Source organism: Opitutus sp. GAS368 (genome assembly GCF_900104925.1).
In the GTDB taxonomy this organism is placed as follows: domain Bacteria; phylum Verrucomicrobiota; class Verrucomicrobiia; order Opitutales; family Opitutaceae; genus Lacunisphaera.
This window is the reverse complement of the sequence record NZ_LT629735.1, coordinates 3,983,699-4,005,385: the sequence shown is the minus strand read 5'-3', so window position 1 is coordinate 4,005,385 and position 21,687 is coordinate 3,983,699. Positions and strand designations below refer to the sequence as shown.

18 protein-coding genes are annotated in these 21,687 nt (G+C 66.1%); 8 read left to right on the top strand and 10 right to left on the bottom strand.

The genetic code is table 11. The features are described 5' to 3' along the window. The first annotated feature begins 108 nt into the window (after positions 1-108). Positions 109-798 carry an energy transducer TonB gene (locus BLU29_RS17085; protein WP_172830291.1) on the top strand — a complete coding sequence of 230 codons (690 nt, stop codon included), beginning with the start codon at positions 109-111 and terminating at the stop codon, positions 796-798. A 181-nt stretch (positions 799-979) separates the two neighbouring features. Here the strand turns inward: BLU29_RS17085 and BLU29_RS17080 are convergent, their stop codons facing one another. Then, complete coding sequence (locus BLU29_RS17080) at positions 980-2,674, bottom strand: iron ABC transporter permease (protein WP_172830290.1); 1,695 nt, start codon at positions 2,672-2,674, stop codon at positions 980-982. Positions 2,675-2,842: 168 nt separating this feature from the next. Further along, positions 2,843-3,286: a manganese-binding transcriptional regulator MntR gene (mntR, locus tag BLU29_RS17075; protein WP_231962270.1), complete on the bottom strand. Its 444-nt coding sequence runs from the start codon at positions 3,284-3,286 to the stop codon at positions 2,843-2,845. A 68-nt stretch (positions 3,287-3,354) separates the two neighbouring features. Between mntR and BLU29_RS17070 the strand changes: the two genes are divergently transcribed. The 3 genes from BLU29_RS17070 to BLU29_RS17060 are packed head-to-tail and all read left to right on the top strand — an operon-like array spanning position 3,355 to position 5,923. Beyond that, positions 3,355-4,098, top strand: coding sequence for a transporter (locus tag BLU29_RS17070; RefSeq protein WP_157693961.1), 744 nt, complete (start codon positions 3,355-3,357; stop codon positions 4,096-4,098). A gap of 14 nt (positions 4,099-4,112) precedes the next feature. Further along, the gene (locus tag BLU29_RS17065; RefSeq protein ID WP_091060484.1) at positions 4,113-5,474 is read left to right on the top strand and encodes an Nramp family divalent metal transporter; all 1,362 of its coding nucleotides are present in this window, start codon (positions 4,113-4,115) and stop codon (positions 5,472-5,474) included. Positions 5,475-5,476: 2 nt separating this feature from the next. Then, entirely contained in the window at positions 5,477-5,923 is a 447-nt protein-coding gene (locus tag BLU29_RS17060; protein ID WP_091060482.1) for a universal stress protein, read from the top strand. Positions 5,924-6,053: 130 nt separating this feature from the next. Here the strand turns inward: BLU29_RS17060 and BLU29_RS17055 are convergent, their stop codons facing one another. The 4 genes from BLU29_RS17055 to BLU29_RS17040 form a co-directional block, all read right to left on the bottom strand. After that, positions 6,054-6,497, bottom strand: coding sequence for a hypothetical protein (locus tag BLU29_RS17055; RefSeq protein ID WP_091060480.1), 444 nt, complete (start codon positions 6,495-6,497; stop codon positions 6,054-6,056). A gap of 129 nt (positions 6,498-6,626) precedes the next feature. Next, a complete protein-coding gene (locus tag BLU29_RS17050; RefSeq protein ID WP_157693960.1) occupies positions 6,627-8,027 on the bottom strand; it encodes an adenosine deaminase in 1,401 nt (466 codons plus the stop codon). Positions 8,028-8,210: 183 nt separating this feature from the next. Then, entirely contained in the window at positions 8,211-9,545 is a 1,335-nt protein-coding gene (locus BLU29_RS17045) for an NCS2 family permease (protein WP_091061259.1), read from the bottom strand. 15 nt (positions 9,546-9,560) lie between these two features. Next, the gene (locus BLU29_RS17040) at positions 9,561-10,634 is read right to left on the bottom strand and encodes a purine nucleoside permease (protein WP_091060476.1); all 1,074 of its coding nucleotides are present in this window, start codon (positions 10,632-10,634) and stop codon (positions 9,561-9,563) included. Positions 10,635-10,761: 127 nt separating this feature from the next. Here BLU29_RS17040 and BLU29_RS17035 point away from each other — a divergent pair, with 127 nt between their 5' ends. The 3 genes from BLU29_RS17035 to BLU29_RS17025 all read left to right on the top strand — a co-directional run bounded on the left by BLU29_RS17035 (position 10,762) and on the right by BLU29_RS17025 (position 15,654). Continuing rightward, positions 10,762-13,107, top strand: a complete 2,346-nt coding sequence (locus BLU29_RS17035) for a TonB-dependent receptor (RefSeq protein ID WP_157693959.1) — start codon at positions 10,762-10,764, stop codon at positions 13,105-13,107. A 181-nt stretch (positions 13,108-13,288) separates the two neighbouring features. After that, a complete protein-coding gene (locus BLU29_RS17030) occupies positions 13,289-14,206 on the top strand; it encodes an S-adenosyl-l-methionine hydroxide adenosyltransferase family protein (protein WP_091060471.1) in 918 nt (305 codons plus the stop codon). 101 nt (positions 14,207-14,307) lie between these two features. Further along, positions 14,308-15,654 carry a solute carrier family 23 protein gene (locus BLU29_RS17025; protein ID WP_091060469.1) on the top strand — a complete coding sequence of 449 codons (1,347 nt, stop codon included), beginning with the start codon at positions 14,308-14,310 and terminating at the stop codon, positions 15,652-15,654. A gap of 15 nt (positions 15,655-15,669) precedes the next feature. On the opposite strand, the gene BLU29_RS17020 is transcribed toward BLU29_RS17025, so the two are convergent. The 3 genes from BLU29_RS17020 to BLU29_RS17010 are packed head-to-tail and all read right to left on the bottom strand — an operon-like array spanning position 15,670 to position 19,304. Next, the gene (locus BLU29_RS17020; RefSeq protein ID WP_091060467.1) at positions 15,670-16,680 is read right to left on the bottom strand and encodes an aromatic ring-hydroxylating dioxygenase subunit alpha; all 1,011 of its coding nucleotides are present in this window, start codon (positions 16,678-16,680) and stop codon (positions 15,670-15,672) included. Between the two features lie 6 nt (positions 16,681-16,686). Next, positions 16,687-18,261, bottom strand: a complete 1,575-nt coding sequence (locus BLU29_RS17015; protein ID WP_091060465.1) for a hypothetical protein — start codon at positions 18,259-18,261, stop codon at positions 16,687-16,689. Then, positions 18,258-19,304, bottom strand: a complete 1,047-nt coding sequence (locus BLU29_RS17010) for an aromatic ring-hydroxylating dioxygenase subunit alpha (RefSeq protein ID WP_157693958.1) — start codon at positions 19,302-19,304, stop codon at positions 18,258-18,260. The genes BLU29_RS17015 and BLU29_RS17010 overlap by 4 nt, the downstream gene beginning before the upstream one ends. A 98-nt stretch (positions 19,305-19,402) precedes the next feature. Between BLU29_RS17010 and BLU29_RS17005 the strand changes: the two genes are divergently transcribed. Continuing rightward, complete coding sequence (locus tag BLU29_RS17005) at positions 19,403-20,257, top strand: amidohydrolase family protein (protein WP_091060460.1); 855 nt, start codon at positions 19,403-19,405, stop codon at positions 20,255-20,257. A 27-nt stretch (positions 20,258-20,284) separates the two neighbouring features. On the opposite strand, the gene BLU29_RS17000 is transcribed toward BLU29_RS17005, so the two are convergent. Beyond that, the gene (locus BLU29_RS17000) at positions 20,285-21,637 is read right to left on the bottom strand and encodes an amidase (RefSeq protein WP_231962268.1); all 1,353 of its coding nucleotides are present in this window, start codon (positions 21,635-21,637) and stop codon (positions 20,285-20,287) included. Positions 21,638-21,687 lie beyond the last annotated feature (50 nt).

Here is a 21,687-nt window from a genome sequence, read left to right as displayed (position 1 = left end):
ACTTACCCCGCAGCATACTGCGGGACTTCCATGGGGCAATTAGGACAACGCCCGTTGCGGGCGTTGTTCAATGCTACCCCTCCGCTTGTCGCGCGGCTTTGCGCCGCCGTGGTGCTCATTGCGCCGCTGTCGCTCCTCGGGACGACGAATCAGGAGACCTTCAAGCAACTCGGACTGACGCGTTTCGCCGAACCCGTGTTCCCCGAGGCGGTCAAGTTCGACGGCGTGGCGGAAGGACACGTCACAATCGCCCTCAGCCGCGACGCAGCCGGCAAGCCGGCTGACATCCTGGTGCTCGAAGCCACGCATCCGGGCCTGGCCGAGGCGGCCGTCGAGGCCGTGCGCATGTGGCGCTTCCAGCCCTCGAACAACCCGGACGATCTCAAGAGCCACACCCTGCGCATCGGTTTCAAGCTGCAGGGCATCGTGGTCTTTCCCTTCGGCAAGGACCCGGCGCAGGCGGCGCAGTCCGAAACCGGCGGCTTCAGGCTGACCGAGCCGGTGAAGGTGCCGCAGATGCAGGCGCTGGCGCAGGCCCCGAAAGCGCTGACGCAGCCCATGCCGGCCTACCCGGCCACCCTGCGAGCCCGCGCGGTGGATGGGACGGTGGCGGTGCGGTTCTATGTGGATGAGGATGGCCGGGTGCGGCTGCCCGAGGTGATCGAGGCCACCACCCCGGAGTTTGCCGACGCCGCGCTCGCCGCGGTGTCGCAGTGGCGCTACGAACCACCGCAAGATGGTGGGCGGCGCATCGTCGCGAGCGAGCACTGGCAGTTCCAATTCAAGGCGAACAATTGACAGACAGAAACAAAAACCGCCACGGATTCCACTGATAGCACGGATCAAACCTTGTAGGAGCCTGCTTGCAGGCGATTCACCATCCAGTCAGTGGCTGGGCCTCGGGATCGCCTGCAAGCAGGCTCCTACAGGCCGACTATCCGTGACCATCCGTGTAATCCGTGGTTAAAAATTCCGGGCTTTAAACCCGGAAGATCGCCCCGAGCTTCTTGCCGAGCAGGATGGTCATGCCGGCGATGGTGATGCCGAGGAAGGCCATGGCCCACACGCCGAGGGCCGAGGCGATGAACTTGCCGTCGCCGAGCAGCTGGAACAGTTCGTAGATGGCCTTGGTGATCGGATAATACAGCTGCTTCTGCGCGAGGATGAGCGAGTCGGACACCTCGAGCATGGCGAAGGAGAACGCCAGCAGGCCGCCGGCGATGAGGTTGGCGACGATGAGCGGCAGCGTGATCTTGAAGACGGCCTTGAGCGGGGGGCAGCCGAGGTTCTGCGCGGCCTCCTCGAGCGTCTCGCTGGTCTGCTGGAAGCCGGCGGCGGCCGAGCGGACGACGTAGGGCAGGCGGCGCACCGAGTAGGCGATGATGAGCAGCACCGTCGGGTCGCGCACGGGATTGATGAACGAAAAGAATTTCCCGTCTTGGCTCATGGCGAGGTAGCCGAAGGCCAGCACGAGGCCCGGCACGGCGAGCGGCATCATGGCGAGGAAGTCGAGGATCTGCCGGCCGCGGATCTTCGAGCGGACGATCACGTAGGCCAGCGCGATACCGAGTACGAGATCGATGACGGTCGCGAGGCTCGCGTATTTGAGGCTGTTGGCGATGGCCGGCACCGTGAGGTCGTGGCCCAGGGCGATCTCGAAGTTGTGCAGGTTGAAATTTTTCGGCAGCACGCTCGCATACCAGTCGCTGGAGAACGCCACGAGCACCACGCCGAGGTGCGGCAGCACGGCGATGAAGGTGATGCCGGCGAACAGCGCGGTGCAGATCCAGGCCCGGCCGCGCGAGAGCCCCTGCGGGCCGCCGGAGGACGTGGCCTTGGCCATCATGGCGTAGGCGTCCCGGCCGAACAGGCCCTTGCCGAGCCCGTAGAACACGACCGAACTGAACAGCATGACCGCCACGAGCGCGTAGGGGAACGGGTTGCCGCCGATGTCCTTCAGGCCGTAGAAGATCTGCACCGAGGTCACGCGGTCGTAGTCGAAAATCAGCGCGACGCCGAGGTCGGTGAAGGCCCAGATGAACACGATGGTGCCGCCGGCGAAGAGGCCGCTTTTGATGAGCGGCAGCGTGATCTTGAAGAAGCGGCGCAGGCCGGTGCAGCCGAGGTTCTCGGCCGCCTCCTCCATGGCGGGGTCGATGTTGGCGAGCGCCGCGACGGCGTTCAGGTAGATGATGGGGTAGAGGCTGAAGGCGTTGACGAGCGCGATGCCGAGAAACTGGTTCGCCCCGAGCCAGTCGAAGGTCCAGCCTTCCGGCCGCAGGCCGAGGTTGATGATGAGGGCGTTCAGCGCGCCATATTGCCCGAGGATCTGCTTGATGCCGATGGCGCCGACGAAGGGCGGCAGGATCATGGGCACGAGGATGAGCGAGCCGAGGAAGCCCTTGCCCGGAAAAAGGAAGCGGTCGGACACGAACGCCAGCGGCAGCGCGATGAGCAGGGCGAAAATCGTGGTCGTCAGCGCCAGCAGGAAGGAATTGGCCAGGCCGCCGAGGTAGATCGGGTCAGTCAGCAACGAGGCAAGGTAGGCGAAGGTCAGCTTGCCGTCGGCGTCGATGAACCCGCCCTTCAGGATCTGCAGGATCGGCCACAGGAAGAAGGCGCAGAAAAACAGGAGCGTGAGGGTGAAGACCAGGCGCGCGAAGTTCTTCGACATGCACCTGCTGAGATGCACGGGCGGCGCGGCGGTGACAAGGTGGAACCGGGCCTCCGGACCGGTTTTTTGGACGCACGCCGCAGCCAACCCGTCTGGCCTGTCGGCCATGGCCTTGGCGGCGGCTGAAGGCCGGGTCCACCTCGTGAGGCGCGGAACGGAGTCCGCGCCCTACCTTGCCGTCTGCCGGGCAAAGGCGGCCAGCGTCTCGGGGCTGACGTGATGCTCGATGCCCTCGGCGTCGATTTCGGCGGTCTTTTCCGGGATCCCGAGCGACCGCAGGAAGGCGACGACGACGCTGTGGCGATGCTGGCACTCCTCGGCGAGCTTGCGGCCGGCGGGGGTCAGGAAGATGGCCCGGTAGGGCTGGACCGAGACCAGGCGCTCGCGCTGCAGGCGAACGAGGGTGCGGTTGACCGTCACATGCGTCACGCCCAGCCGCCGGGCCAGGTCCACGACGCGGGCCTCGCCCTGGGCGGCCGCCAGGTCGGCGATGGCCTCCACATAGTCCTCGGCGGTCTCCGCCGCATGCTCGCGCCGCGTCTGGCGCAGGCTCTCGGCCTGGAGGGCGGAGGGGCGCACGGGCTTGGCGGCGGAGCGGACGGCTTTTTTCACGGGCACGCCGCCTTTGCTGATGGGAAGCGCTTGACATGTCGAGCTCCAAGTGTAGCCAAAGCTACATTATGTATCAATTCCTACGGACGACGGGACTGTTGCTGTTGCTCGCCGTCATGGCGCGCGCCCAGATCACCGAGACGCCGGTGACGGTGCAGCCGGGGCGCTTCCTGCTCAGGATGAACGCCATTGCGGTGACCGTCGACCGGGAGTCGGGCCGGAACTATACGGGTTTCGGCGCCGCCACGACGTTCCTGACGACGGGCCTGACCTCCAGCTGGGACGTGCAGGCCGGGGCGGAGGTTTTCGTCAGCCAGAAATATGTGGCCGGCACCTTCACCGACCGCCGGAGCGGCATCGGCGACGTGTATTTCCGCACCAAGTGGCGGTTCTACGAGTCGCCGGATAATTACACCACGATTGCCCTGCTGCCCTTCGTGAAGCTGCCCACGAATTCGGGTGGCGTCGGCAACCACGCCATGGAGGGCGGCCTCATCGTGCCGCTGCACACCGAACTGGCCGGCGGCTTCAGCCTCGACGCGATGGGCGAGGTGGATTTCCTGCGGAACGCCGCCGCCACCGGCTATGACAACAAGTTGTTCGGCTCGGTGGCGGTGAAACGCTCGATCCTGAAGGCGATTGAGGTCTACGGCGAGGCGACCATGGGCAAATCCACCGGCGGTCTGCCGTGGGCGGGGACCGTCGGTCTGGGCGCGACCCTGCACGTTTCGGCAGATACTTGGTGGGATTATGCCATCTATCGCGGTGCGGCGGACTGGAACCACGTGCTGCGCTTCAATTATGGCTTCTGAGGATCCGGCCATCCATGAGTGAAGCCACTTCCAAGCCCCCCGGAGCAGAGCCGGGCTGGCGGCACGCCCGGGTGGCGCTGAGCCTGCCGGAGTCGCACGGCAGCGTGGCCGTGCCCGTCACCGCCGGCTTCTGGCGCAAGGTGCTGGCATTCTCCGGGCCGGGTTTTTTGGTGGCGGTGGGTTACATGGATCCCGGCAATTGGGCCACCGACCTCGCGGGCGGGGCGAAATTCGGCTACACCCTGCTGTCCGTCATCATGGTTTCGAACCTGATGGCCATCCTCCTGCAGCACCTGAGCATCAAGCTCGGGGTCGCCACCGGGCGGGATCTGGCGCAGGCCTGCCGCGACCACTATTCCAAACCCACGGTGTGGTTCCTTTATATACTCTGTGAAGCCGCCATTGCGGCCTGCGATCTGGCGGAGGTCGTCGGATCGGCCATCGGGTTGCAACTCCTGTTCGGCATCCCGCTGATGTGGGGCTGCGTGATCACGGCGTTCGACGTCATGATCGTGCTGCTGCTCCAGCACCGCGGATTCCGCTACATCGAGGCGTTGGTCATCACGCTGATCCTCACCATCGGCGGCTGCTTTGCGGTCGAGCTGTTTGTCGCCCAGCCCGACCTCGGCGGAGTTTTCCGCGGTTTCATTCCGCGGCTGGAAATCCTCCGCAACTCGGAGATGCTCTACGTGGCGATCGGCATCCTCGGGGCGACGGTCATGCCGCACAACCTCTACCTGCACTCGTCGATCATCCAGACACGGAAATTCGCGCAGAACCCGGCCGGCAAGCGCGAGGCGATCAAGTTCGGGACCATCGACTCGACCTTCGCGCTCATGTTTGCGCTCTTCATCAACGGGGCGATCCTCGTGCTCGCCGCCGCGGCGTTCCACGGCAACGGCCACGAGCAGGTCGGTGAGATTCAGGAGGCCTTCCATCTGCTCGACGGGGTGCTCGGGGTGACGTTCGCGAGCACCCTTTTCGCCCTGGCCCTGCTGGCCTCCGGTCAGAACTCGACGCTGACCGGCACGCTCGCCGGTCAGATTGTCATGGAGGGATTCCTGAACATCCGCCTGCGGCCCTGGCTGCGCCGGCTGATCACCCGGGCCATCGCCATCGTGCCCGCCTTGGTGGTCATCGGCTGCTTTGGCGAGAGCAAGAGCACGCAACTGCTGCTCGCCAGCCAGGTCTGCCTGAGCATGCAGCTGGGTTTCGCCTGCTGGCCGTTGATGCGCTTCACGGGGGAGAAGGCCAAGATGGGCGAATTCGTCAACCCGTGGTGGATAAAACTGCTCGGCTGGACGGTCACTTTGGTTATCATCGGCCTCAACGTGAAACTGCTGCTGGACATCGCCGGCGTGACCGGGGGGAACTGACCATGTATACCAAGATCCTGGTCGCCCTCGAGAACGGCCCGGCCGACGGGCACCTGCTGCCCCATATCTGCCAGCTGGCGCGCCAGGTCAACGCGGAGCTGCTGCTGCTGCACGTCGCCGACGGCTGGGCCGCGCGCAACTTCGAACAGCTCAAGCTCGCCGAGTCCGATGAGATGCGCGCCGACAGCGAATACCTTGAAAGCACCGCCGAGCGGCTCCGCCTCGGCGGCCTGCGCGTCGACACGCTGCTGGCGCTGGGCAATCCACCGACCGAGATTGTCAAGATTGCCGCGAGCTCCCACTGCGACCTCATCGCGCTGGCCTCGCACGGCCACAAACTCATCGGCGACCTGCTGCACGGCAGCACGATCGACAAGGTGCGGCACAACACGACCATTCCGCTCCTCGTGGTCTGTGCGTCGCGGGCGGCGACCAAGCCGCCCTTTTAGGACTCATCGTCCGATTTGACCCAGGTGGAACCCGGCCTTCAACCGTCGCCAAGGCTATGGCTGGCGGGCCGGGCGGGTTGGCCTCGCCCCAGAAAACGCGTCCGGAGGCCGCGTTCACCTCAAGACAGTTTCACTTCCGCCAGCGAAAGATGACCTGGGCGTGGTCCTTCTCTCGGTAAATTTTCCAGGGCGACCACGTGAAGACGAAATCCTTGAGCAGGTAGCCTGCGGTCATCGTGCCGAAAACGATGGCCGCCAGACCGGAGGCGTGCAGGAAAACGGTCCGGGCAAAGCCCAGCCCGACCAACCCGATGCCGGCCACGATGCCGGTGAGCCCGAGCGCGGACTCGACACACATGCACCTGGCCTCGCGGGCCGGGGCCGCGGCCTGACGTCGGGCCTGGCGGAGCAGCCACAGGTCGCGAAAGAAACCCTGGACCAGAATCAGAAGGGCCACGCCGGCGATGAGTTCGCCCGCCTCCAGCGTCACACCGGCGTGCGGTGCCAGCCAGGCCACCCCGGCGGTGACGACGGGAATGGCGGCCAGCTCGAATTTTTCAGCCGGGGAGAACATGGTGCAAATCAACTTACGCACCACATGTGAGTCCGGATGCCCGGCTATATTGCAGAAAAATTGTAGGGTCGGCGCTTGCCGCCGGACCGGTCCGCCGCCGAGCGGCGACCCTACATTTGCCGAGAGGGCTTATTGCGCGAAAGGGAAGCCCCAGTTGCGCTTCGCGTAGCCGTAGGTGACCGGCTTGACCGCTGCGAGCTGGCTGAGCGAGTCCGGCGGCGTGAATTTCGCCTCGAACGCGGCCACGGCCCGGTCGTAGTCCGCCAACAGCCTTGCCTTCACGTCGGGCTGGACGAACGAGAAGGTGAGCGAGTTGCGGCCGAGCTGGACAATCTCGTCCCAAGACAGGTTGTAGGTGGTCACGGCGGTGTAATATTCGTCGGTCAAATTGCTGTCGAACATGCCGCGGTCGTCGGTGTTGAGGCAGACCGGCACGCCGGTGCGGAGCAATTCCGGGAAGGGATGCTTCGCGAGGTCGGGCGTGTATTCGAGGAGCCGGTTGGAAATCAGGTTGATCTCGATCAACACGCGGCGGGTCTGCTGGAGCAGGAGCAGGGTGTCCGGATCCTTGAGGATGTTCACGCCATGGCCGATGCGGCTGGCACCGAGGAGGAGCGTGTCGCGGATGTGCGAGTCGTTGCCGTCCATCTCGCCCGCGTGGATCGACAGCGCCAGGGTCGGGTAGCGGACACGGAGGGCCCGGAAGGCCTCGAGGAAGCGCGCAGGATAGCCGTGGCCGTTTTCCTCGATGCCGACCATGTTGAGGCCGACCCAGAGGTCGCGGTGGGCGTCGACGAACTCGTAGGCCCGGGCAAGATGCTGCTCGGAGCCGGGCAGGAAGCGCAGGATGGCCTTTTGAAAGCGCACGGTCACGCCGCTGTTGGCGACATCGGGCTGGGCCAGCCGGCGCCGGACGAAGGCGACCGCGTCTTCGATGGGAATCACGCTGCCGTCGTTGGCCCGGACTCCGCCAACGCTGAACTGGGTCTCGAGATAGGCGAGGTGCTCGGCGCCGAACGCCTTGATGTTCTCGACGAGTGACTCGGTGACGACCGGCAGACAGTTTTCGATGTCCCCGCGGCGCGGCCAGATATTGCTGAAGAATTCGTCGCGGCCCTCGCCCGGGGCGTCGAGGCGGAGGCTGTTGCACCAGGCGGCGCGTTCCTCGGGAGTGAGGTCGGTGAGCCTGACGTATTCCTTGCGCACTTCGGGGGTCAGCCCGTCGTAGGTATGCTGGCGGATGTTGTAGAACCGCTGGGCGGGCGCGATGGCGTCAGGCGCGGCGGCGAAGCGGGCGCGGGTGTAGAAGGTCTCGCCACCGTTACGCGCCGGGTCGGTGCAGATGGCGTAGATCCACTCGGGGCGCTCGGAGCCGCTGTGGTTGTGAAGATCACCGCCCTTGGGCAATGCGTAGAGGAACGTGTAGAGCTCCGCCGGCTTGGCGGTCTTCTTGATCTCCTCGAAACGGTCGGCGAACGGAACCGCGTGGGCCGCGAGAGTCAGGATGGACAGGAGGGCGAGGTGTCGCATGACATGAGTTAGGCGACGCGACGCGGCGGCGGGCAACCAGAAACTTGCGGCCGGAGTCGGTCGGCGGATGTCAACTAATAGTATACTTAAGTCCCATGCCGGCCGGGGGCGAGAAGGCGGGTGCCCAAGCATACCATTGGTTAACATCGAGGTGCCGGCGCCGCGCCGGCAACGGCAAAACGGTCAGAACAGGCGGGCGACGATGGCGCGCAGCAGGTGCAGGCTGAAGATGAGGGCCAGGACGTAGGTCAGGGGCGAGGTCTGCTTGGCCCGGCCGGTGGCGAGGCGGAGGACCGCGTAGGCGATCAGGCCGAGGCCGATGCCCTCGGCGATGCTGAAGCTGAGCGGGATGCCGGCGATGATCAGGAAGGCCGGCGCCGTCTCGGCGAAGTCGTCGAGCTTCAGCTGGGCGACGGACTGGAACATGAAGATGCCGACGATGACGAGCGCCGGGGCCGTGGCCGCGGCGGGAATGGCGAGGATCACCGGGGTCAGGAAGAGGGCGAAGAGGAAGAGGACCGCGGTCGTGGCACCGGTCAACCCGGTGCGCCCGCCCGCCTCGACGCCCGAGGCGGACTCGATGTAGCTGACGACCGTCGAGGTGCCGAAGAGTGAGCTCAGGATGGCGGCGATGGAGTCGGCCACGAGCGCGCGGCCGGCCTTGGGCAGCTTGCCGTCCTTGTCCAGCAGGCCGGCGCGCTGGGTGACGCCGATCAGCGTGCCGATGTTGTCGAACATATCGACGAGCAGCAGGGTGAGGATGATGGGCAGGGCCTTGGCGAAGTCGTGCAGCAGCAGGTCGAAGTTCAACTGGAACATCGTCGGCATGGGCGAGGCGGGCAGGGAAAACAGCGACCCCGGCATGGTGGTGACGGTGCCGCCCTTGCCGTTGGAGACGAACAGGCCAAGGAGCGTGACGGCCAGGATGGACAGGATGATGGCGCCGGGGATGCGGCGGGCGATCAGCACAGCCGTGAGCAGGATGCCACCGAAGCAGAGCAGCACGGCCGGCGTGCCGAAATCACCATGCGTGACAAACGTGGCGGGACTGGAGACGACGATGCCGCCATTCTTCAGGCCGATGAACGCGATGAAGAGGCCGATGCCGCAGGTGATGGCCAGCTTCAGCTGGTGCGGGATGGCTGCGATGATCTTCTCGCGCACGCCGGTGACCGACAACGCGAGGAAGATGCAGCCGTTGACGAAGACGAGGCCGAGGGCGGACTGCCAGGAGACGCCCAGGCCAAGGCAGACGGTGAAGGCGAAGTAGGCGTTGATCCCCATGCCCGGGGCGAGGGCCAGCGGGTAATTCGTCAGGAAGCCCATCAACAGGGTGCTGACGGCGGCGGTCAGCGCCGTGACGGTGATGAGCGCGGCCTGCGGCATGCCGGCGGCGGACAGGATCGCGGGATTGACCGCGAGGATGTAGGCCATCGCCGCGAAGGTCGTGGCGCCGGCCTGGAGTTCGCGGCCGACGGTGGTGCCGGACTGGTCGAGTTTGTAGAGGCGGTTAAGCAACATGGAAAGCGGGGCTCAGCGGACCGGGGCGGAGGGTGGGGTGGCCTCGTAGACGCTCCAGCCCCCGACCAGCGCGTGTACGACGCGGCTGCCGACCGCGTGGGCGGCCTCAAGGGAGGGGAGGTAGGCGGAATAGTGCCCGATCTTCTCCCCGGCCAGGCTTTCGGCGGCGGTGACGCCCGGGGGCGGCATGTCGTGATTGCTGGCGGTGCGCAGCAGCAGCACACGGTTGACGTCGACGCGGCCCGCCCGGGTGAGATTGGTCAGGGCCCGCAGGGTGCCGGTGTCTTCCATGGCAGTGGTGGCGAAGCGGCCCCGGCCGGCGGTGTAATAGACGACCCAGTCCTCCGCCCACTGGTTGAGAAGCCGGCCATGCCAATAGGTGCTGGAGGCAAGGTTGGAGCCGATCAGCACCGAAGGCGGGCGCAGGGCGGCGGGGGTGTCAGTGTAGCGGGCGCGAAACGCACGCAGCGCCTCGCTGTCCGCGAGCGGGGTGTCCTTGGTCAACTCATAGGCCCAATGCAGCAGGGCCGGGTTCAGTTGATAGCAGTGGTCCGCCAGCTCCTCCGGGGGCTGCAGGGGGAGCTCGTAGGGTTCCTTTTTCCTCAACGGCACATAGCCCGTTTTCCAGCCGGCCGGAATCTCCCGGGCGTCGATTTCGTGGCCGAGGTCGCCCTCCACGGCGAAGTCCGCCCAGACGGCGGAGCCGACCGAGGCGACCTGCGGGTCGACGCCCGCGATGCCGGCGATGAGCCAGTAGCTCTTGCTCAGGTCGAAGCGCGGATCGAGTCCGAGCGCCATGATGCTGGCGGCGGCGTTGGTGTTGCCCACGCCCGTGACGATGCCGATGACGGAGCCGTCGGCATTGGCGCGGATGGCATGGTAGGCGGCGGGGAGCGGGAGGACGCGGTCCAGTTTCTCGCGTTCCACCCAGTATTGAAATTCGCCCGGCTGGTCGCCCGTGTCCGCGCCGATCTCGAACATGGCGACAATCACGACCTTGGGGCGGATGATTTCGGCCGCCGGCAAGACGACCGAAAGGGCAAGCAGTCCGGCGGCGAGCCGGTGGGCCAGAATGGACACGTGCATGTGGTGGCGATTCAGCAGAGCCCATACCGCGTTGGCAATTTTATTGGTCATCAAACTGCTGGCCTAGTGGCATATGGCCTGCTTTAAGGGTGGCGTGGCCTGTGCCACCACCTTAACACCATATTCCATGAAACCTAACTCGCTACGCCTGTCGCTGGCCGTGCTCCTTGCCGCCTGCGCCACTGGACTGATGTCCGCCCAAACCACCGACACCAAGACCGCACCTGACGAGGTGCTCGAGCTGGAGAAACTCAGCGTCAACGGCGTCGCGCCCGCCAAGCAGATCCTGCCGACCGCGCGTCCGTTCAGCTCGGTGTTCGGCACCGACGACAACATCGTCGACGTGCCGCGCAACGTCACGATCATCTCCACCCAGCAACTGAGCGACATCAACATCTCGAGTGTGCTGGACTTCACGAAGCTGACCTCCAGCTCCTACACCACGACGAATTTCGGCGCGCCTTCCAACCCGTCCATCCGCGGCCAGACCGCCGACCTGTTCATCAACGGGGTGCGCGGCCGCATCACCTCCAACGGCAACGGCCTGCCGCTCGACTTCAACTCGGTCGAGTCAGTCAACATCGTCAAGGGCCCCGCCACCGCGGTGCAGGGCACCTCGATGTATGTCGGCGGCTACGTCGACCTGGTGACCAAACGCCCGTTCTTTGACGCCTTCAAGGGCAGCATCAGCGCGACGGTCGGCTCGTATGGCGAGAAGGAATGGACGATCGACGTCGGCGGCCCGCTCTCGAAGCAGCTCGCCTACCGCTTCAGCTACTCGGGGGTGGACAGCAACGGCTACTGGCATGACTACTACAACAAGAACAACTCCTTCTACGGCGCGCTGACGTTCCGGCCGACCGACAAATACGAGCTGTTCGTCAACGCCTCGGCCAGCTGGTATCGCTATACCGAGAATTGGGGCCTCAACCGCCCGACCCAGGATCTGATCGACAACGGCAACTACATCACCGGTATCAACAACAACAACGCGCCCGGTGCGCCCTCCGACCCGCAGAATTCGGTCAATGTCAACGGGGGCCCCAACAGCCTGGCCCTTGGACCGACCGTGCAGATTGACCGGCACGACCGGCTGCTGAAACCCGGTGACCACTCCACTGGGCGCGAGTTCAACGCCCAGGCCATCCAGACCTTCCTGGTCGGCGATGGTTTCAAGGTCGTGAACAATTCCTTCTTCAGTTACACGGCCCGCAACACGCTCAGCTCGTATTACTATTCCGAGATCATCGATCCCTCGTGGTTCATGGAGAACCGGACGGAGTTCATCATCACGAAACCGTTTGTCTCCCTCAATGCGGGTCTTGATCTGCGCTACCAGCGCACCAAGGCCTACGACGACTACTTCTTCGAGCCGGCCAACGTGTGGGATCTCACCAAGGATACCAACTACATCAATGTTTACAACGCCACCGCCTTCTACGGCCGCTTCGTCGGCCAGCCCGTCCCCGGCTGGCCGGGGCGCTATGCTACCCAGGGCGCGATCAACGGCGACACCAACGACAGCCATGGCACCACGGTCGGCCCGTTCATCCAGGCCACCTGGAAAGTAAGCGACAAGTTCAACATCGTGACCGGGGCCCGCTACGACCACCTGAGCGCCAACGTCAAGGACCCGCTCGGCCCCTTCTACGCCCATGGCACCATCAGCGTCTGGGATCCGAACTATAACGCCAGCTTGGTCTACAAGATGACCCCGAGCTCCAGCGCCTACGTGACCTACAACTATAGCAAAAACATCTCCGGAGCGGTCGGCAATGGCGGCGGCATCACCGGTTGGGACGGCACGGGCACGTCCTTGGACAAGGGGAATTTCATGCAGCCGGCCGAAATGTTTGAAGTCGGCACGAAGTTCAACCTGAACCACGACAAGGTGTTTCTGAACTTCGCCTACTTCGACCAAACCCGCACGGCCAAGCCGGCCAGCAGCACCGCCCTCCAAAAATTCAAGGCGAGCGGCTTCGAGACCGAATTGAATTACCAACCGGACAAGCACCTCTATGCGACGGTTTCGTTCTCTTACATCAAAGCCACGACCTCCAACACGGCAGGCGCGGCGTTTATTGATTATCCGTTCGGTGGCCCCAGCGAACTGGTGGGAAATGAGGCCCAGTTGCCCGGCAGCGTCACCTCCTGGCGCACCGCCGGGTTACCGGAGCTTTCGGCCAATGCGCTGGTTTCCTACTCGTTCGACAACGGTTGGGGCCTTTCCAGCAATGTGCTCATCACCGGCCCGATCAACAACAACAATGCCGGCACCCTCGTCATCCCGACCCAATACGAGCTCGATGCCAGTTTCTGGTATCACTACAGTAAGAAATGGGAATACCGGGTCAGCCTGGGCAACGTGACCAACCAGAAGAACTGGGCGCCGCCGAATCCGGTTTACGGCAATGGCTCGCTCCTGCCGCTGGCGGGCACGACCTTGTCCTTCACCGCCAAGTATAGTTTCTGAGCCGGGCTCCTTTCGACCTGAACCAGCAAAGCACGACCGCCGGGAGCTTGTCTCCCGGCGGTTTTCTTCTGGGCCATAATTGATTGCCTGTCATTCTGAGCGCAGCGAAGAATCCATGCGCACGAACGTCCTATGGATTCTTCGCTGCGCTCAGAATGACAAACCCACCGGGAACCCATCCATGAAGTCTCGCTTCCTCCTTGGCACGCTGCTCGTCCTTTTCCCTCTCACTTTCACTCTTACTCGTGGCTCCGGGCCGGAGCCAAGGGCCCTCGTCATCCAGACCGACTTCGGCACCAAGGACGGCGCGGTCGCCGCCATGAAGGGCGTGGCCTTCGGGGTTGATCCGCACCTGGCCATCTTCGACCTCAGCCAGGAGAACACGCCCTACGACATCTGGGAGGGCGCCTACCGCCTCAAGCAGACCGCCCCTTACTGGCCGGCCGGCACCGTCTTTGTCTCGGTGATCGATCCCGGTGTCGGCACCGAACGGGCCTCCATTGTCCTCCAGACCAAGACCGGGCATTATTTCGTCGGTCCGGACAACGGCACGTGGACGCTCGTCGCCGAGGAAATGGGCATCGCGGCCGTGCGGCGGATTGACGAGAAGGTGAACCGCCGCCCCGGCTCGGAGAAAAGCTACACCTTCCATGGTCGCGATATCTACGCCTTCACCGGGGCCCGTCTGGCCTCCGGCACGATCACCTTCGAGCAGGTCGGGCCGTTGCTCGAGCCCAAGGTGGTCAGCCTGCCCTATGAGAAACCGGCGCTGGAGAAAGGTGTGTTGCGCGGGACCATTCCGATGGTCGATTTCCACTACGGCAATGTCTGGACCAACATCCCCGATACGCTCTTCAACGAGCTGAAGCCGGCGTTCGGCGACAAGTTCACGGTCACGATCCTCCACGACGGCAAGGAAGCCTACCGGGGCGTCATTCCCTATGCCCGAACCTTCGGCGACGTGCCTGAGGGCACGCCGCTGCTCTACCTGAACAGCCTGCTGAACGTCGCCTTTGCGCTCAACCAAGGCAGCTTCTCCGCCACGCACGGCCTGTCCTCCGGCGGCGGCTGGACCGCCCGCATCGAGCGCGCGCCGTAGCACTATCTTGTAGGGGCGGCGCCTGATGACGCCCGCGGGCGCCGACGAGCAGCGCCCCTACAGCAAACAACTGGCCCGGCCCCTGCTAACCTCTAGCCACCATGGAAGTCCTGCCCCCGCCGGTCACGCCGGATAAATCCCCGGCCAGCGCGATCGTTTACAGCCTGGAGGAGCACATCCCGCTGGGCCCGGCGGTGCTCGTCGGCGTGCAGCACGTCTCGGCCATGGTCGTGGGCACCATCACGCCGCCGCTCATCCTCTCTGGGGTGCTCAAGTTTTCCCAGGCCGACACGGCCTACCTGGTCAGCATCGCCTTGCTGGCGTCGGCCTTCGGCACGTGGCTGCAATGCCGCCAGCGCGGTCCCGTCGGCTCCGGGCTGTTGAGTGTCACGGGAACGAGTTTCGCCTTCCTGCAGCCGCTGACCCAGGCCGGACAGGCGGGCGGGCTCGCACTCATGCTGGGCCTGTCGTGCGTCACGGCACCGTTGCTGATCGTGCTGGCCCCGTTCATTTCCCGGTTGCGCAAGGTCTTCACGCCGCTCGTCTCGGGCGTCGTCGTGCTCCTCATCGGCACCTCGCTGATCCCGACGGCCTTCTACGGCCTGGCCGCGCCGCTGCGCCCGGATGCCCCGCCGTGGCTCGGCCTGATGGTGGGCGGCGTGGTCATCGCCGTGATTGTCGGCGCCCAAGCCACGGGCCGGGCCTGGGCCCGGATCGCCGGCGCGGCCTTGGGCGTGCTTGCCGGCTGCATCGTGTGCGGATTGGCCGGCGGGCTGCATGCCCCGGAGCCGGGCGCCGGCGGCTGGTTCACCCGGCCCCAATTGCTGCCGCACGGCTTTGCCTTCGATTGGAAATTCGTGCCGCCGTTCGCGTTCATCTACCTCGTCTCATTGCTGGAGGCCATGGGCGACATCGCCGCCACGTCGCAGCTGTCCGGCCTGCCGACGGAAGGGGAGGCCCACTGGCGGCGTTTGTCGGGCGGCGTTCTGGCCGACGGCATCACGAGCACGGTCGCCGCCCTGTTCGGCGGTTTTCCCAGCGCCACCTACGCGCAGAACAACGGCGTCATCCAGATCACCGGCGTGGCGAGCCGTCGGGTCGGCTATGTGATGGCCGTCATCCTGGCGCTGCTAGGCCTGTTTCCTGCGGTGGGCCGCTGGGTTACCGTCCTGCCGCCGCCGGTGCTCGGCGGACTGGCGCTGCTGATGTTCGGGCTCGTCGCCGTGGCGGGCGTGCGGCTGCTGCTCACCGCCGGACTCGGCCAGCGCGAAGGCGTGATCGTGGCCGTGTCGCTCGGCATGGGCCTCGGCCTGCCGACGCAGCCGGGGCTGCTGGCCAGCCTGCCCGGCTGGCTGCAGGCTTTGCTGGAATCGGGCATTTCCGCCGGCGGATTGACGGCGCTGCTGCTCACGCTCGTCTGGCCGGCCAAAATTGCGGCGGCCGACTGATTTCCGGCCGATGGCTCAGGCGGTGAAGTCGCGCCCGAGGCCCAGGCGCCCAAGCTGCCGGCGGTATTCCACGGAAGTGCGGTCGGCCTTCACGTGCACCTCTTCGCTGAGGTCAATGGGCAGGTCCTCGGGGTTCTGCCGTTCGACGATGCGTTGGTCCTCGGCGTAGACCTTCTGTTGGAACGCGATCAGGTCCGCGACCGGCTGGTCCCGGTCGAAGTTGCGCGCCGCCACGGCGAACACCCGGGTGCGGCGCGCCGAGACCGGACAGGCGGCGTTGAAGACCACCAGCCGGCCACCGGCGGGAAAATCTATCGACAGGTGCGCCGTGAAGGGAAGGTGCAGCTGATAGACGCGACGCCACGTCTGTTGCGCGGCGGCGGGATCGCTGACGTTGCCGATGCGGCTGGCGAAATCGGCGCGCACTCCGTTGGGCGTGGCCTCGACTTCGTAGCGGGGCACCGCCGGGTCGCTGGCGGCAAAGGTCGTCGGATGCACGAAGGTGAAATGAGCGACGTCGCAGAAGCTCTCCACCTGGCGGCCGGCGGACGCGGCCCAATCGAACGGCGGCAGGTGCACGATTTGAAAGGCCGGGTCCGCGTGCTCCGGGAAAGCCGGCAGGTTTTCCGCCTTGGCCGCCGGGTCCAGACTCACCCAGATGAGACCGAAGCGTTCGACGGCCGGGAACACCTTGAGGGCGAGTTTGCCCGGAATCGGCGCCCGGGGATGCGCGGGGACCAGCGTGCAGCGGCCGGCGCCATCGTAGCGGTAGCCGTGGTAGGCGCAGGCGATGGCGCCGTCCCGCATGCAACCGAGGCTGAGCGGCGAGCCGCGGTGCGCGCAGAGGTCTGCCGCGACGGTGAGGCCGGCGGGCGTCCGGTAAAGCACAAGGTCCTGGTCGAGCAACCGCGCGGCGAACGGCGCGTCGGCGGTCACGCCGGCGGACAGCGCCACCGGGTGCCAGCACGCGGCCAGCACCGCCCAGTCGGTGACGGGAAAAGTGCAGTTACGGGGCGGCGTGGGCATGGGTTTTCAAAGCATCGGGCCGTCGGTGGGCCGGGCGATCAACGGCATCGCCGCGAGCACCGCCGCCATGGCCAGGTAGCCGGCCACCCAGGGCCACGCCGGCTGCACGGCGCCGATCACGTCGAACGGGGTGATGATCGTGGCGTGCATGAAACCGAGCGCGGAGAAGATCGCCGCGACGACCAGCCACAGCGCGGCGCGGGTGAAGCGCCGCTCGGTCATTTCCACGACCGCCCCGGCCCAGAGGATGGACATGAAGATGTAGCCGGCATCGCCGGCGAAGACCCCGCGCAGCGCATAGTTCCGGGTTTCCGAGATCCGGCCGAGCAGCTCGGAAGAGAAGGGGACGCCGGCGCCCGCCAGGGCGTGGCGGGTGACCAACGCGGCGAATCCCGCCACCGGCGGCAGCATCCCGATCGCCACGGCGGGGTAGTGCTTCACCGACACGGAGGAAAACGCCTGGATGAACATCGTCGCGCCGATCCACACCAGGATCGCCATGCCGGCCTCGACGGGCACCGCGTAGGCGATGTAGCTGAAGGTGCCGGTCAGCAGCACGAGCGTGAAAAACGCGGCGTTGAGGGTGGAATAGCCCGCCCGCGCCCCGATGGCCTTCCAGCCGGGGTGTCCGTAATAAAGCGTCGTGGGGTAGGGCGAACCGCACAGGGCGGCGGCCAGCGTGCCCAGGCCGTTCATCACGAGCGCCGGGCGCCCGGCGAACCGGTCCCCGGCCGCCTCGGCCGATTCCAGGCATTGCAACGAGCCGACGAGGCCGAGCAGCCCCATCGGCAGGCTCACGGCGAGATAGGGCACGATGTAGCGCAACGAGGCCGCAAGATCACCGATCACCGGCACGGGAAAATGAAAGCCGACATGCTCGGCGGCCAGCCGGCCGACGGGCACGAGGGGCGCCTCGGAGGCCCCCTGCCGGTGCCACAGCCACGCGATCAGCGTGCCGAGCACGATCACCAGCAGCGACGCCGGCACGCCGCCCTTGAGCTTCATCCGGCCGTAATAGATCGCGCAGATCAGCCCGAGGGTCACGAAGCCGATGTCCGGATAGGCGATGCACTTGAAGAAGAAGTCACCGGAGATGAACAGCAGGCCGACCATGGCCGGGGTGGCCAGCAGCGCGGCCCGCGGGATGTGCCGCCGCAATTTGTCCACCCACAGGCCGCCCAGGAGCTCGATGACGCCGGACGCGAGGCAGGCGGCGATGCCGGCCCGCCAGGCCTCGAGGTCGGCGGCGGGCTTGGCGAGCCCGCGCGCCAGCGCGGCCTGCTGCGCGGGTAGCATGACGAGCAGCGAGTAGGCGAGCACGGTGAACAGGCTGATGCCGTAGGGCAGCGCGCAGACATCGTCCCGCTGTTCGCGCCGGGCGAGGACCCGCGCCTGCCGCGCATAGAACAGGTTGCCGACGAGCAGCGAGACCGCCGCGGCCGGCAGGATGTGGTCGTAGAAGACGGCCGCCGAGAACTTCAGCACCCCGAGGCAGAAGCTCGAGATGAGGAGCAGGTTGATGAGGTTGTCGAGCGCGAGGGCGAAGAACCCGTCGAGGTCGCCTTTGACGAAGGCTTTCACGCGGAATAATGGGCCCCCAGCTCCAGCGCCTTCATGGCCGAGCGGAACTGCGTGGCAAACCGGTCGGAGCGGATGTGGAACTCCTCGCTCAGGTCCACCGGCAGTTCCTCGGGTCGCTGGCTCTCGACGATCGGCTTGTCCTCCGCGAGGATGGCGTTCTCCCAGTCGAGCAGCTGCCGGGCGGGCACGTGATGGTCGAAGTTTCGCGCAATGAAGAAAAAGATGCGGGTGCGGCGCCGCGACACCGGGGTGGGCGCGTCGAAAATGAGATGCCGGCGGCCCCCGCCGTAGTCCACCGCCAGCCGGCAGGCCAGCGGCAGGTGGAGGTCGTAGGTCATCCAGCGCCGGATGGTGGGCGAGGCGCCCAGCGCCGAGGCCGCGGGGTTGGCCGCCTCGTAGGGATACTCGACGTGGAAGCCGTGCGGCGTGCGGACAACCTCGTAGGGCGCCACCACGGGCTGCCCGCGGTTGCCAAAGGTGCCGGTGTGGATCCAGGAAAAATGGCCGACATCGATGAAGTTTTCCAGCTGTCGGCCGGCCGTCACGTCCCACTCGGGCGGCGGGTCGTGCATCATCTTGAACGCAGGATCCTCCAGCTCCGGCCAGTCGGGAATCACGGCCGGCCGGGCGGGATCGGAGGCGAGGCAGGCCCAGATCAGGCCGTAGCGCTCGACGGAAGCATAGGTCTCGAGGCAGAGCTTTTTCGGCACGGGCAGGTCGGGTTGGGCGGGGATCCGCGTGCAGCGTCCGTCGGCACCGTAGCGGAAACCGTGGTAGGCGCAGACGAGCTCGTCGCCTTCCTGCCAGCCGAGCCGCAACGGCACGCCGCGGTGGATGCAGAGATCGTGGGCGACGACGACCTGCCGGTTGGTCGTGCGGTAGAGAATGAGCGGCTGGTCGAGCAGGGTGCGCGCAAGCGGTTTGTCCGTCACCTCGTCACTGTAGGCTACCGGATACCAATGTCGTGCCAGAGCGCGCCATTCGGCTTCGGGGAAGGTGCAGTGACGCGGCAGGGGTTTCAGGGCAGGGGCTGGAGGGTTCATGAGGGACCGGACGGCCCGCATTCAGCACGAATCAGGCCAGTGCGTCACGCGCTACTTTCCCGGCTTGCCCGGGTGTCGCGTCCGGTGAAGCGTGGGGCGTGACCATTGTCGACGCCCATGTGCATCTTTACCCGCCCGAGGTGAACCGCGACCCGGCGGCATGGGCCGCCGCACACGGCGAGAAACACTGGGCCGAACTCTGCACGCGCCGGCGGAAGGACGGAAAGCCCGTTCAGACTTTCCCGTCGGTGGACCAGCTGTTGCACGACATGGACGCCGCCGGCGTGGCCAAGTCGATTCTGCTCGGCTGGTATTGGGAGAACCACGCGACCTGTGTCGCGCAGAACAGGTTTTATGCCGATTGCATCCGCGCACATCCGGACCGTCTCGCGGCGTTCGCCACGGTGCAGCCCAAGGCCGGACCGGTGGCGTTTGAGGAGGCTGTCCGCGCCAGGGACGACGGCCTGGCCGGCTTTGGCGAACTCTCGCCGCACTCCCAGCACTTCGGCATCGACGACCCGGTGTGGCGGCAGATCCTGCGGCTGGCCGCCGAGTGGAAGGTGCCGGTCAACCTTCATGTCACCGATCCGGCGAGCCGTAAGTATCCGGGCCGGGTGGAAACGCCATTGGCCGACTTCGTCCGGCTGGTGCGCGAGTTCCCGGCGACGACTTTCATACTCGCGCATTGGGGCGGGGGGCTGGCGTGGGCGTCCGACGCGCTGGCGCTGCCGAATGTGTGGTTCGATACGGCGGCTTCTCCGCTGCTCTACGGTCCGGAAGTGTGGGCAAAAGCAAAGACCGAACGTGTCCTGTTCGGCTCGGACTACCCGCTGATCCTTTATCCGCAGACCGAATCTGCACCCGGCGCCGGGGGATTGTTGAGCGAGGCCCGGCAGGCCGGAGCATCGACTGCGGTGTTGGGCGACAATGCGGAGATATTGTTCGGCCTGTAGCGGCGCTCTGTGAGCGCCGGACGGCGGTCATAGACCGCCGCTACAGATCCACGGCACGACCGGACTGTCTGCCGCCGGCAAGACAATCTGCAACCCGGTGGTCAGGCCCGAGGGCAGTGACACGGGGATGCTCAGCACCGGCAAGCCGCCCAAGCTGGCGGGCGTCGTGAGCGTGAGCAGCGCCTTGCGCGCCTCGGGAGTGCAGTCGGCCTTGCGCAGGGCGGGGAAGGGCGTGGCGGGCAGGACCAGGTAGTCGTAGCTCGCAAAAAACTGCCGGAAGGCGGCGCGCACCGTCTCGAAAGTGGCGGCGGCCTTGGCCAGTTGCTCCGCCGGATAGCGTCCGCCGTCCGAGAACCGCTGCCAGATGCTGGCTTCATAGTGTTCGTGATAGGGCGCGAGCCAGTCGCGGTGAACCGCGTGCGCCTCGCTCAGGGCCGTGACGGTGTAGGCCTCGATGGCGTCGGCCCACGCGGATTTCAGGGCTCCGGCCGTGGCGGCATCGGCGGGTTTGGCCAGACCGGCGGCAGCGCGGTCGCAAGCGGCGGCAGTATCAGGATCGAACGACAAGCCCAGTGACTTGGCGGGAAGAAAGCAGCCGCGCGGCTCCTTGGTATTAAATGTAGGGTCGGCGCTTGTCGCCGGACCGGTCCGCCGGCTAGCGGCGACCCTACGAGGAACCAGCGCTTCCCATGTCGTCAACATGTCGGCGGCGTTGGCCGTGAACCAGCCCGCCGTGTCGAGCGAGGGCGCCAGCGGCATGGCGTCGCGGATGAAATCATCGCGCGGGCTGAGTCGGAAACCATACAGGCCGCAGAACGCCGCGGGCACCCGTACCGAGCCGCCCGTGTCGGTGCCGACGGCCAGCGGCACGACGCCGGCGGCAACCAACGCCGCCGAGCCGCTGCTCGAGCCGCCGCTGAGACGGTCGGGAAAGTGCGGGTGCGGGCAGTCCCCGTAGTGCGAGTTGTCGCCAAACAGCCCGGCGGCGAACTCCACCAGGTGGGTTTTGCCGGCGCAGGCGGCGCCGAGTTCGCGCAGGCGGAGGGCGATGACGCTGTCGCGCGTGGGCGTGCCGCGCGCGCGGTCGAGGAAGGCCGAGCCGGCCTTGGTCGGCACCCCGGCCAGGTCGAAAAGGTCTTTCAGCAGGTAAGGCACGCCATGCAACGTCTGTTCTATTGTAGGAGGGGCTTTACGCCCCGATTCGGTCGGCGTGGCTGCGATCCCATCGGGGCGTAAAGCCCCTCCTACAGGTCCAAACATTTCCAGTTCCTCAGCCAACTCGCGCTCCGGGCGCAGCCAGGCGAGCGCGGCGGCGCGCAGTTTCTCCGGCAGTGCCGCGATCCGCGCGTGCACGGTGTGCGCGGCCTCCGCAGCTGACATCGATTGCCACGCGGCAAACGGCAAAGCGGCTGGCGTTTTGGGCGCGTTTG